The sequence below is a fragment of the Chloroflexota bacterium genome (assembly GCA_023475225.1).
GTDB lineage: Bacteria > Chloroflexota > UBA6077 > FW602-bin22 > JAMCVK01 > JAMCVK01.
Window position 1 is genome coordinate 59,161 of record JAMCVK010000016.1, and the last position, 12,189, is coordinate 71,349.

A 12,189-nucleotide genomic window follows, 5' to 3' on the forward strand; every position below is an offset into this window, starting at 1 on the left:
CAGGAATAGCCATCCTTAAGTGGATTTCCTGACCCAAGGTATTAGGGAGGAAAAGATTTCGCCCTATGAAAGATGTCACACCCGTGCTCGAGGCCAGTGGTTCACCTTACGAGATAGGATATGCGCTTGGTTCGCAGAATAAAAATCTCATTCCCTACTTGGTTGAAGATAACTTTGCCAACCTTCATGAGCTATTCAAACGAAAGAGTCTAACGTACCTACCTCACGATAAGTATTTGGCTCTAGCCAACAGATACCTACCGTATGCCATGGAGTATGCCCCAGACCTTGTTGAGGAGCTGCGCGGTATGGCTGAGGCGACCGAGATGGAGCTATCGGAGATATTCGCCTTCAATTGTCTTATGGACTTCGAAGACCTCGCCTATCCAATGTTGGCTGACCAGCTCCTCTTTGGCTGTACCGTCTTCGGTGTCACTGGCAAGGCTACTACTGACGGCCAATCTTATATTGGGGAGAACTATGATTATCGGTCCATCTTCAAGACTGCTGGGATGGTGATGCATTTGAAGCCAGATGAAGGACCAGCGGCGTTATTATGGTCAATGCCGGGGTTGTTGGGCTGCGCCGGCGTCAACTCTGCCGGGATAGGGGTGGTGATCAATAAGCTGGTACCGATCGACTCCCGATCAGGGGTTCCTTATACCTTCATAGTAAGAAAGATTCTTCAGCAAGAACGCATCGGTGATGCCATAGCGGCCATCAGCGGTGCTAGGCGAGCGTCGGGGATAAACTACTTATTGGCCGATGCCACCGACCAGGTTCTGAGCCTGGAGACGACGGCCACCAACTACGAGCCGTTGTATCCTACTAAAGGTATCATCGCTCATACAAACCATTACCTCACTCCCATCCTGAGGGGATATGAGCGTTTTCGCCTTCCCTATTCCCACGATAGCCTCTTCCGCTACAACCGCATGCAGAATTTGCTGGAAGATAAGGTTGGGAACATCACGATGGAGGATCTTAAAACATTCACTAAGGATCATGTCAATTATCCTTTCTCTATCTGCCGCCATGAGGGGGAGCACGTGGAGGAGCCACTCTTGACCGAAACCATAGCCTCACTAATCATCGACCCATCTATGCCAAGCCTGGTCGTGACGGCTGGTAACCCGTGTGAACGGGAATATCAGGCCTTTTCGCTAGGAAGGAGGTAACGCCCCAAGAAAAAAGGACGGCAATCGCAAAGTGGATAGCCGATGGCCACCCTGCTAACCGCAAGCGTCAAGGGGCAACCTGCGGCAGAGGATGACCATCTCAGGCACGTTGATTCTTGGTTAGGAGGAAAGAGATGAAAAAGATGATTTTCCTAGCAACAATTTTGGCACTGGTGCTATTGCCTGTTTTAGAGATGGGCTGTGCTCCGGCGGCGCCAGCGACGCCGACACCTACCAAACCAGCCGTCGCCCCAACGGTGGCCATAGCTTCCCCCACGCCAGTGCCACCGGCGCCGGTCACCATCCGGTGGGGAATTTATGAGGACCCCGGGCGGCGAAAAGCGGCTGAAGCCCAGGTAGCTGTCTTCAAGCAAAAGCATCCCAACATTGACGTCAAGATCGAAGCGGCGCCCTTTGCGCAGTACTACGATAAGCTGAGCGCTCAGATCGTCGCTGGTACAGTCTACGACGTCTTCATGATGAGCGGGGCAAACTTCCAGAATATCGCCCCCAAGGGGGTCTTTGAGGAATTGGGGCCCTATCTCCAGAAGGCCGGCATCAACCTGAGCGACTATACCATCGAGAAGGAGAACTCAGAGTATCAGGGCAAGATCTATGCCGTGCCTTACGAGTTGGATATTCAGGCCCTCTATTACAACAAGGACCTCTTCGACAAGGCAGGGGTGAAATATCCAGATGATACCTGGACCTGGCAAGCGCTCCTGGAGGCAGCCCAAAAGCTGACTGTTGATGCCAATGGCAAACACCCCACCGATCCTGGCTTCGATGCGAAAAACGTGGCTCAATGGGGGTTTTACTCGGAGAACCTTTATCCATCCTACGTCTCCTTCATCGCTCAAAACGGGGGGGCGGTTCTCAGTGAGGATAGGACCAAGTGCACCCTGACCTCGCCGGAGGCGGTGGAGGCCATCCAGTTCATGCAAGATTTGATCTACAAGTATAAGGTCTCGCCTGGACCAGGACAGCTGCCGGCTGGGGTAAATCCATTCCACACCGGCAAGATAGCCATGCGCATCGATGGTTCCTATTCGGTGAATCCAGCCCTGGGCATCACAGCCTTCAAGTGGGACCTAGCCCCACTACCCAAGGGCAAGAAGAGAGCAGTAGCCTACTGGACGCAAGCCATCGTGATGTACAATAAGACGCCGAACAAGGAAGCCGCTTGGACCTTCATCAACTTCCTGCTCAGCGATGATGGACAGAAGGCCATGGGCAAGACGAAGATGTCCACGCCATCCAAAAAGGCCATCGCCCTCAGCCCAGATTACCTGACTGGACCACCAAATAATTTACGGGTCTTCGTCGATTCCTACGCCTACGGGCGAAGCCTGCAATTCACGGCCCAGTGGTTCCAGATCATGGCCGGGGGTACTTCGGTCATCGCCAAGGAATTTGATCTGGTCTGGCTGAACCAGACGACTCCTAAGGAGGCATGCGCCAAGGCCAGCGAGAAGATCGACAAGATTCTGGCCGGTCAATGAGGTAGGGGTACACACCTTTATTATCTTGGGGACGGAAGGGCATAAGGCGGCGGATACCTGCCGATCACATAGTTGACGGGTATCCGCCGTCGGGATAACCCTGCGAGGGGGGTTCTGTGCGTTTTCAATATGGCCAACAGACATCGGTCTCTAGCTGCCGATTGGAAGGAAAATGACGTTTATGGAAAGAACAGTTGAAATTTCTGAGAGCTGGTTGGGACGAGCCCTAAAGGCCATACGCAGTCCAAAAATGGCCAACGCTGGATGGACCTTGTTCTTCCTGCTCCCTTACTTGATCGGGTTGGTCGTCTTCGTCGCCGGCCCAATCATTGCCGCCTTCGCGATCAGCTTCACTAGATGGGATATACTCACCGCACCCATTTTCATTGGCTTAAAGAACTACCAAAACCTGATCCAGGATGAACTATTCTGGCAATCCCTATATAACACCCTCTACTATATCGTTCTCATCGTTCCAGCGGAGATTCTGTTAGCCTTCTTCCTCGCCCTGGCCATCAACCGTAGTCTGGGGGGAATCACGGTCTACCGCGCTGTTTTGTTCATGCCCTTTGTGCTCTCCTTGGCCTCCATTGGCTTGCTCTGGGCCTGGCTCTACAGTCCAGATTTCGGATTGATCAATTACGCTCTTAAATCCCTTCATCTACCCACCCTCACCTGGCTGGCCAATACAACCTGGGCTATGCCAGCTATAGTGCTCACCTCCGTTTGGCGCAATGCCGGATACTACATGGTCATCTTCTTGGCTGGTCTACAGGGCATCCCTGGGGAGCTGTATGAGGCAGCCAACCTGGATGGAGCGGGACCCTTGAAGAGACTATGGCACGTGACCATCCCTCTTCTCTCACCCACTACGTTTTTCATCCTGGTTATCGCCGTGATCTGGGCCTTTCACGTATTCGACCTAACCTACATCATGACCCGTGGTGGCCCCAGTAATGCTACCTACACTATGGTTTACTTCATCTACGAAAGTGGCTTCCGTTGGTACAAGATGGGCTACGCTTCTGCCCTGGCCTTCATCCTCTTCGCCGTGACCATGGTCATTACTATTGTGCAATTCGTTGTCCAAAGGAGGTGGGTCTATTACCAATGAAAACGATTACTGTATCGAGACAAGCTCCACCTACATACCGTACCTTCTTAAGAGTATTGTCCATTTATTTGCTGCTCACAGTCATAGCCATCATCTTCCTGTCACCCATCTTCTGGATGCTCAAGACGGCCTTGACCAGGACCGGTGATCTTTTTCTGATGCCCATTAGAATCATTCCTAATCCAATGGTCTTCACCAACTTCCAGACCATCTGGCACAATTACCCCTTCCCCCGCTTCTACCTCAACAGCTTTCAGGTAGCCATCCTGGCCACCATTGGACAACTGTTGTCTTGCTCCTTTACGGCGTTTGCCCTGACAAACCTGAAGTTCCCTGGCCGCAACCTGCTACTGATAATCATACTAGGCACCATGATGATCCCCTTCCAAGTGATTATGGTGCCCCTTTTCATCTTGATGAGCAAGCTAGGTTGGCTGGATACGTTACTCCCTCTCTGGGTACCACCGTTCTTCGGAGGGATCACCGGTGCCTTTGGCATCTTTCTCCTGCGCCAGGCCTTCCTCGCCGTTCCCAGAGAACTAATCGAGGCCGCCGCTATCGATGGCGGTAACCTCTTCGACCTCTATTGGCGTATCTGTCTGCCCTTAGCCAAGCCACACCTCGCTGTCCTCGGTGTCTTCGCTTTTATGACCTCATGGAACGACTTTTTGGGGCCCATAATCTTCATCACCCACACGGATACGATGACTGTAACGGGTGGATTGAGCTTTTTCCAGGCCCAGTGGCACGTCTACTGGAGTGAGCTGATGGCTGGCACTTTCCTGGCTATGATCCCCACCCTAATAATCTATATCTTCTCTCAACGCTTCTTTATTGAGACGATCGCCACCACCGGATTAAAGGGCTAGGGATAAGGACGATAGATACAACTTCTAGATATTTAAGCGTCTAATAAACCTTGCCAGGAGGCTGGGCATAAGTTCCCACATCAGAACGCGCCAGATCAGGATTGGCTCTGCGGAAGAGGCCGACTTCTTCCCCGACCGTCTCGCCTCGGCTACCGAGGTATTGAATAAAGGGGTAGCCGAGGGGGCCTTTCCTGGGGCTGTCACCCTGGTCATGCGCTATGGGGTGGTGGCCCTATATGAGGCCTTAGGGGAAGCTATGACCACTCCTGAGCGACGTCCTATGCGCCGGGATTCCATCTTCGATCTGGCCTCGCTGACTAAAGCCGTAGCCACGGCCACGGCGATCATGTCTCTGGTGGAGCAGGGACACCTGCGCTTGAATGATCCCATCGAGTCCTTCCTGCCCCAGTTCCGCGGTCCTTGGAAAAGCGAAGTCACGATTTGGCATCTGCTCACGCATACCTCCGGATTACCCCTCAAGCCGGAACTACATCACGATTATCCGGAACCAGCACAATTACGCTCTGCTATCTACAATATGCCCCTGCTGGCACCACCCGGACAGGCCTTCAACTACACATGCTTGGGTTTTCACCTATTAGCCGATGTGGTAGAGAGGGTCTCCGCGGTCACTTTAGATACATTCTTGCACAATAACGTCTTCGGCCCCTTAAAGATGGAGGATACCGGATTTCGACCCCCAGCGGAGAAACGGGAACGCATCGTAGCTACCGAACACTGCCGCTGGCGAGGCCAGGTGATGTGGGGAACTGTTCACGACGAAAACTGCGACGTCTTGGGCGGTGTATCAGGCAACGCTGGCTTATTCTCCACCGCCTGGGACCTGGCCATCTTCGCCCAAATGATGCTCAATCAAGGCGAGTACGCTGGGAGACGCATACTTAGCCCTCTCACCGTCCAAGCGATGTTCAAGAATCATACGCCTCAGCTGAACGCATCACGTGGGCTGGGATGGGCCCTCCAGATGCCAGAATTTGGTGATCTCCTAGGGCCGCTCTCCATTGGACATACCGGCTTCACAGGCACATCATTGTGCCTGTGTCCAAGCCTGGATTTAGCTGTGATCCTCCTCACCAATCGCGTCCATCCATCCAGAGAGAATAATAAGATTGACTGCCTAAGGCCCCTTTTCCACAACGCCATCGCCGGCGCGGTGAGGGCCTAGCCAAGAAGATCACCTTTACCCCCGGCAACTAGACATAGCCTCCCCAAGAGATTTATACTCACTGTAGTAGTCCTGGAAAGACAGTGATACGCTATGCCATCAACCTTGTGGCCGTTCTATCTCAGTGAATATTTGATCCAAAGCGTTGTCTACGCTGCGCTCATCGCTATCATCGTCGAGGCCTTGTTAAGGGTTTGGTGCATTCGCCTCCCCTCCCTCGTCCTCGGGTTCCGCCTTCTGGTTCTTCTGTTACCACCAGTAACCATCCCCCTCTACTACCTTCTTTCTCCATGGCGCAGTGGTCCTCATTTCCGGGCGAACATCGCCCTTTTTGACCTACGCCACTGGCTCGGCCAACCCCAAGCTCCCACTCTCCTGTGGTATGCGCTTATCGTGCTTATGTTTATGACCACGGCCTTTTTCATAACTCAGGAATTAATCCCACTCCTACGCCAACGCCTCTCTCGGCAAGGGGACCACCGCCTGGCTAGCCGCAGAGATAGTCGGACGACGTGAACCAGTGCGCATGGTCTCGCTGCTTTTCCGCTCCGCCGACTGGCGCCAGGGGCTACTGATCCACGAGATAATCACCACAAGCGCCGATCCGCCTCCAACCGTGCCTGAACCGGTCACAATTTTAGAGAGGACCACCATAACCATCAATGGTCAAGAGGGTACACTTCTCACAGGCAAGGGGGACGACGGTACGCCATGTAATCAGCTACGTTGGAGAGCCGCTGATAGGTATCTGATCCTGACCACGATCTATCCCCCAGAGGAGCTATTGAAGGTAGCCAGAAGTATGCCGCATTAAGGTTGGTGCCCAGCCCTTAGCTCAGGCTAACATCTCAGCGTAGACACGGTAGGTCTCCTGCGCTATCCTGGCCTGAGTGTAATGGTCAAGCACACGCTGACGCCCCAGCCTGGCCAGGCGGCCGCGCAGGACGTCATCCTCCCTTACGCGCCGCAGGCAAGAGCGCAGCCGTTCCACGTCGCCCTCAGGGAAGATCAAGCCGGCGTCTCCGATGACGTTAGGGATTTCCCCCGAATCAGAACCAATCACCGGCACCTCACAAGCCATCGCCTCAATAAGCACCCGTCCGAACTGCTCCTTCCAACTGGGCGTCGTCAGAGATGGCAGGACTAAGACATCAAATCCAGTCAGGTAGCGAGGTACCTCAACTGAAGGCACAGGCCCCTTGAAGATCAGGCGATCAGTGATGCCCAATTCAGCCGTTTCCTTCTCCAACCGCGCTCGAAAGTCACCTTCGCCTATAAGGATCAGTTGCCACTGACCGGCCAATCCGACCGCCGCCCGCAGAAGCGAAAGAAGCCCCTTCTGAGGAACGATGCGGCCGATATATCCGATTATAAATGGCCGTCCTTGTTGATCCGCTGGCCTACAGGTGAGCTCCAGGCCTTCTCGCTCGTATAGAGAGGGATCAACGCCAAATTGAGGAATCACAGCGATGGGTTTGCCGAATCCTTTGCGGCGCAGGACATCTTTGGCAGCCTCGTTTCCGGCAATAGCATAATCGGCCTGACTATAGTTATAGTGTTCGAAGAGGTTGAAGGGGAAGGGAAGCCGGCGATAAATGTTTTGCCAGGTGAAAAAGAGTGACCTGGCTCCCCTCCTCTTAGCGAGGCGCAGCGCATGCCAGGTGGCCAGATTATATGGTTCCTCTTCAATATGAACGATGTCCGGCTGAAGACGCTGAAAATGACGCTTCAATCCGGGATAGAAATGCAGATGAAAATGCCCATTGAAGAGGATCTTCTCCACAATCAGCTCGTATCCGACCAGGTGGGCCCGTTCCAGATAAGTTCGCTGGCGACCATCCCTCCAGTAGGGAGGGACGACGACGCTGAGCTGCACATCTGCCATCCTGGCCAGCTCCTCCGCCTTCTTCTGATAGGCACCAACGATCAGGGCCTTAGAGATCATCAAGACACGCATGCGAAACTCACCACTGAGGACTCACGCCTCAAGAGCGCCTCGAAGCGCACAGGATAGCATTTCCAGAGAGGCCCGTTTGTTGACTCCCTCGCTAGCCTACAGTATCATATCATCACACGGGAGGCAACCTCAATGACGATCACCCCGAAAGGCAACCTGCTTGTCGGCCAATCCGGTGGCTGTACGACCGTCATGAATGCCAGCCTGGTTGGCGTCATCCACGAGGCGCTTAAGCACAAACTGATCAGTGGGATCTATGGCACCTTACACGGTGTGCTGGGAATATTAAATGGAGAACTCGTAGATTTGCAAGCCGAAAATCCCTCCACTATTGAAGGGCTACGCCTGACCCCGGCCGCTGCCCTCGGCTCCTGTCGCTATCGCTTGCAGCCCGCTGACACGGCCAAAGTCCTCCAAACGCTCAACGATTATAGTGTCAGGTATTTTATTTATATAGGCGGAAACGATTCCGCCGATACAGCCCACAAAATAGCCCAACTGGCTCAGCAATCGGGATATGACCTGAGAGTCATCCACGTGCCCAAGACTATCGATAACGACCTACCCCTGACCGACCACTGCCCCGGATATGGCAGTGCTGCTCGCTTTCTGGCGATAGCCACCCAGGAGGCCGGACGGGATACGGAGGCTATGGCCAGGTCTGATCCGATCAAATTCATCGAGGTTATGGGCCGCAATGCTGGTTGGTTAGCAGGTGCCTGCGCCCTGGGCAAGCGTACCGACGAGGATGCGCCCCACCTCATCTATTTTCCAGAGCGCCCTCTGGCCAGCAATAAATTGCTGACTGATCTGGAGATGGTTTACCGTCGCCTCGGCTATGCCGTAGTCATCGTTCCAGAGACGCTGCGGGATGAGAAAGGACAGCCGTTGGGCACCGTATCGGAGACACGGCTGAAGGACGCTTTTGGTCATCCCTATATTGTGGGAGTAGCCAGCCGTCTTTGCCGCTTGGTCACCGATGAGCTCGGCCTATGTGCTCGTTGGGATAAGCCAGGTACCATCCAAAGGATGTCTATGACTTGCGTTTCCTCAATAGACCTGGAAGAGGCCTATCTGACGGGCCAGATGGCCGTTCGCTACGCCCTGGAAGGACACACCGACCGTATGGTGACATTGATGAGAGAGCCAGGCCCTGCTTACTGCTGCACGACCGCTTTGGCTGATCTGGCAGAGGTGGCTAACAGCGAGAGACCTCTGCCGGATGCCTACCTCAACGCAGAGGAGAATTTCGTCACCTCAGCCTTCGTCGCCTATGCTCAACCTCTACTCGGTAGCCCCTTGCCTCAATATGTAAGGTTAAGGAAGTTCTGCCTCCCTAGACTGACCGACTGACTGAGACAGTGGACGAATTACCCCCCGTGGTGATCAGAAGGGAAAGGGCTTGTGCAAGGTATAGCCGAGCATACGGTCATAGAGATCTATGCGTCTATCCCTTAAGGTATCGTTAAGTGAATTTATGATCTTTGCCCGACGGGCATCGCTGAGGTTGACCTCAGCGTAGAGTAGCTCTTCTTTGTCAGGGCTGGCCGGGCCGGCCAGCGGCCAGCCGCTCTGACCAGCGATGATGCTCGCCCCCAGAAATCGTATCCCCCTTTCGCTACCGACCCTGTCGGCGCAGGCCACAAAGACCTGATTGATAGCGGCCTGGGCGATGGTGATATAGTTCGCCAGACAATAGCCATGCTCATCCCAAGGATGAACATTGGGCGGCAGGGCCACCCAGTTGGTTGGTGCACAGATGAGATCAGCTCCCTGTAACATCAAGATACGTGGCGGTTCGGCAAAGCGTATATCGTAGCAAATAAGCATCCCGACGTTACCAAAAGGAAGATTGAATACAGGGAATCCAAGGTCGCCAGGCTCGAAGAACAGCTTCTCCTCGTCGAAAAGGTGAGCCTTACGATAAAGCCCAAGACAGCCCTGAGGACCGACTAGGACAGCAGAGTTATAATAGCTTGCCCCCTGTCGCTCGGCTATGCCCGCCACTATATAGATGTTCTTGTCCGCTGCCTTAGCCCACCACGCCTGCACCGTTTCCCCTTCGGGTATAGGCTCGGCCAGGGCCGCCAACTCCTGGCGGCTGTTGAAAACATAGCCGGTATTGCACAGCTCAGGAAAAACGATGAGGTTGACACCATGCGCCGCTGCGTCATCGATGAACTGCAACGTCTTTTGGATATTGACCGCCTTTTCTCCTAAGCTCACCTCCATTTGGACAACAGCCAAACGTAGGGAGGCTTCCTGTCCCCGTATCCGCTCCATTGGATACGTACTCATCTCTCACCTCTACCAGTCTAAAATCAGCCCCTCCTTAGCGAGGTATTCATCACCCAGCAACTCCAACAGCACCCGAAAGTTACGATAGGGAACATTGCTGCCAGGCAAAAAACCATCCCTATCGTTCTCCGGATGGTACTCAAAAACGGCCGCCTGAAAGCGCTGGGTCCACCATCCGTTGCGTAGCTTGGGCTCCTCCTTAGGATAACCAAAAGCCTCCATCCCTCCATGGGCATCAAAATACTCCTTGAAATAGATGGGTTGTCCAGAGCGGGTGAAATCGGCCACAAAGTGCCCCAGCCCGGTGGGACGCTCTGGAGAGAAAGGAAAGTAGGTGTGTGGCCCAAGCGGAGCATCCTTAGGATCGGCCGGGGGATCGGCCCCTGGATAAAGTATATCCCCCAGAAGACGGCGCTGGATACGATGCGCTGGAGGGTTCTCCGGGTGCCATTCCAAGATGGCGCGTTGAAAGTATTGCACAGTCTGTCCACCATTCAGCGGATCATTGATGACTCCTGTACGGGGGTAACCAAGATTATCCGTGCCACCGTGCTCCCGCAGAAACTTCAGCCAATCTCCCGAAACAGCTCCCCCTGTCTCAGGACAAACCCATCTGTTGTTCGGATCCGTACCCACGGACGGCGGAGCAATCGGATTACCCTGTCCCTTCGGCTCAACGAGAAGCAGGGGCGAGCCACCGCTAAGATAGCGGTTCGGCTCCCCAGGTGCCGTATTATGCGTCGCCGGCGTCAGCGGCAACATGTAGTAACCACTCTGCGGCCGGACAGACACGCTCCGGCCGTATTTATCGACCATGGTAGCTGCGGAGGTCTTAGCGCGCAAATAGACTGTAGTTGGTTTAGGAGACTGATTCCAGAGCACAGTCACCTGCTCCTTCTCCTTCTCCAGTATCCCCCGTACAACGTCGCCCCTGCGTTCTACACTGACATGTTTGGCACCCGCAAAATAGCGGGTGACGACCTGAAAAGCGGTATAGGCCGGCCGCGGCGAGCCATCGCCCCGTATCAGCCCAAACGATTCTGTTCCCGGCTGGTGAATTGGATCGTCGCTCATCTTGTAGAGCGAGATGCGTTCTACACCAGCAGCCAGGGCATAAACGAAGGCCTGAATTACGAAGGAAGCCTGTTCATCGAGGGTGGCCCGGAAGCGTTCGCGGGGTAAAGGGGCCAGAGGATCATCCCAGGGAGCCACGTTCGTCTCGTTGATCCAGATGGGCTTAGCGAAGCCATATTTGGCCATGATTTGATGGAAAAGAAGGGGAATATCATAGAGGGACTTGGGATCGTTATATAACTGGAGAACGGCCGCATCGAAGTACCAGTTGTTCGCCACTGCTGTTGGATCAGCCTTAGCCACCTCCAGCAAGCGTTCAAAGTACTGCTGCCGCCCATACTCTGCATCCCACCAATAGGTCAACCCAGCCAGCAACACCCTCGTCTGCGGATCGGCCGCCTTAGCTGCCAGATACGCTACCTTCAAGAGCTGGTAATAATCAGCCACCGAGCCACTCCAAGTATAGCCAGCCCGGCCCGGGTCCCAGACATCCGGTTCATTCCAAATGACCCAGGTGTCGATACGTCCTTTGTAATGGGATACAATCCTTTTCACAAACTGCCCCCAATAGTTATCAGGATGGTCATAGGGCAGATAGAGATTCTTCGGGGGATCGAAAGGGTGGCCCCCGCCGTTGGCCCAGGGCGGCGTGTTGATCAGGCAACCCACCACCGAACGCCCTGCCCCCAATTCCGCTTTCAATAAGCCGTCAGGGAGATAGGAGGAGTTCCAATCAGTTGCTGAGGTAGGTTGAATACTATTCCACCAAAAGAGGATCCGCTGCCAGCGCACAGCGGCCTCGCCCGCCGCCTTAGGCGCTCGGAATGCTTCTACCGCCCCAAAGCGCGGATCGCCTTTTGGCTCGGCGGCAGTGGCTGAGGGCAAAGGTCCGCGGATGACTGACACCAGGAGCAAGCAAGAGAAAACGGCGGACAAATGGCTGAGGGCATACGTCTTCCATCTCATCGACGCGACTGAACCTCCTCATAGATGTGAGCGAAGAGCCATTCA

Annotated in this window: 11 protein-coding genes; 8 read left to right on the forward strand and 3 right to left on the reverse strand. The window is 54.3% G+C overall.

The annotated features are described in order from the left end of the window. Positions 1 to 65 precede the first annotated feature (65 nt). The 7 genes from M1136_03025 (at position 66) to M1136_03055 (ending at position 6,663) form a co-directional block, all read left to right on the forward strand. Positions 66 to 1,178: a C45 family peptidase gene (locus M1136_03025; GenBank protein ID MCL5074612.1), complete on the forward strand. Its 1,113-nt coding sequence runs from the start codon at positions 66 to 68 to the stop codon at positions 1,176 to 1,178. 134 nt (positions 1,179 to 1,312) lie between these two features. Beyond that, positions 1,313 to 2,680 (forward strand): sugar ABC transporter substrate-binding protein, encoded by a 1,368-nt coding sequence (locus tag M1136_03030; protein MCL5074613.1) that lies wholly within the window; start codon positions 1,313 to 1,315, stop codon positions 2,678 to 2,680. Positions 2,681 to 2,861: 181 nt separating this feature from the next. Next, positions 2,862 to 3,794: a sugar ABC transporter permease gene (locus M1136_03035; GenBank protein MCL5074614.1), complete on the forward strand. Its 933-nt coding sequence runs from the start codon at positions 2,862 to 2,864 to the stop codon at positions 3,792 to 3,794. Beyond that, positions 3,791 to 4,663, forward strand: a complete 873-nt coding sequence (locus M1136_03040) for a carbohydrate ABC transporter permease (GenBank protein ID MCL5074615.1) — start codon at positions 3,791 to 3,793, stop codon at positions 4,661 to 4,663. Before M1136_03035 ends, M1136_03040 begins: the two co-directional genes overlap by 4 nt. Positions 4,664 to 4,823: 160 nt before the next feature. Next, positions 4,824 to 5,849, forward strand: coding sequence for a beta-lactamase family protein (locus tag M1136_03045; protein MCL5074616.1), 1,026 nt, complete (start codon positions 4,824 to 4,826; stop codon positions 5,847 to 5,849). Positions 5,850 to 5,942: 93 nt separating this feature from the next. After that, complete coding sequence (locus tag M1136_03050) at positions 5,943 to 6,365, forward strand: hypothetical protein (protein MCL5074617.1); 423 nt, start codon at positions 5,943 to 5,945, stop codon at positions 6,363 to 6,365. 10 nt (positions 6,366 to 6,375) lie between these two features. Then, positions 6,376 to 6,663, forward strand: coding sequence for a DUF4367 domain-containing protein (locus M1136_03055; GenBank protein MCL5074618.1), 288 nt, complete (start codon positions 6,376 to 6,378; stop codon positions 6,661 to 6,663). Positions 6,664 to 6,684: 21 nt separating this feature from the next. Here M1136_03055 and M1136_03060 read toward each other — a convergent pair whose 3' ends face one another. Beyond that, positions 6,685 to 7,806 (reverse strand): glycosyltransferase family 4 protein, encoded by a 1,122-nt coding sequence (locus M1136_03060; protein MCL5074619.1) that lies wholly within the window; start codon positions 7,804 to 7,806, stop codon positions 6,685 to 6,687. Between the two features lie 132 nt (positions 7,807 to 7,938). Here M1136_03060 and M1136_03065 point away from each other — a divergent pair, with 132 nt between their 5' ends. After that, complete coding sequence (locus tag M1136_03065; protein ID MCL5074620.1) at positions 7,939 to 9,159, forward strand: 6-phosphofructokinase; 1,221 nt, start codon at positions 7,939 to 7,941, stop codon at positions 9,157 to 9,159. A 33-nt stretch (positions 9,160 to 9,192) separates the two neighbouring features. Here M1136_03065 and M1136_03070 read toward each other — a convergent pair whose 3' ends face one another. Both M1136_03070 and M1136_03075 read right to left on the reverse strand, forming a co-directional pair. Further along, a complete protein-coding gene (locus M1136_03070) occupies positions 9,193 to 10,104 on the reverse strand; it encodes a nitrilase family protein (protein ID MCL5074621.1) in 912 nt (303 codons plus the stop codon). A gap of 9 nt (positions 10,105 to 10,113) precedes the next feature. Next, positions 10,114 to 12,144, reverse strand: coding sequence for a hypothetical protein (locus M1136_03075; GenBank protein ID MCL5074622.1), 2,031 nt, complete (start codon positions 12,142 to 12,144; stop codon positions 10,114 to 10,116). Between the last annotated feature and the right edge of the window lie 45 nt (positions 12,145 to 12,189).

Coding starts and splice junctions, on each gene's coding strand:
- M1136_03025 (MCL5074612.1), top strand. CDS start 66: ATGAAAGATGTCACACCCGTGCTCGAGGCCAGTGGTTCACCTTACGAG.
- M1136_03030 (MCL5074613.1), top strand. CDS start 1,313: ATGAAAAAGATGATTTTCCTAGCAACAATTTTGGCACTGGTGCTATTG.
- M1136_03035 (MCL5074614.1), top strand. CDS start 2,862: ATGGAAAGAACAGTTGAAATTTCTGAGAGCTGGTTGGGACGAGCCCTA.
- M1136_03040 (MCL5074615.1), top strand. CDS start 3,791: ATGAAAACGATTACTGTATCGAGACAAGCTCCACCTACATACCGTACC.
- M1136_03050 (MCL5074617.1), top strand. CDS start 5,943: ATGCCATCAACCTTGTGGCCGTTCTATCTCAGTGAATATTTGATCCAA.
- M1136_03055 (MCL5074618.1), top strand. CDS start 6,376: ATGGTCTCGCTGCTTTTCCGCTCCGCCGACTGGCGCCAGGGGCTACTG.
- M1136_03060 (MCL5074619.1), bottom strand. CDS start 7,806: ATGCGTGTCTTGATGATCTCTAAGGCCCTGATCGTTGGTGCCTATCAG.
- M1136_03065 (MCL5074620.1), top strand. CDS start 7,939: ATGACGATCACCCCGAAAGGCAACCTGCTTGTCGGCCAATCCGGTGGC.
- M1136_03070 (MCL5074621.1), bottom strand. CDS start 10,104: ATGAGTACGTATCCAATGGAGCGGATACGGGGACAGGAAGCCTCCCTA.
- M1136_03075 (MCL5074622.1), bottom strand. CDS start 12,144: ATGAGATGGAAGACGTATGCCCTCAGCCATTTGTCCGCCGTTTTCTCT.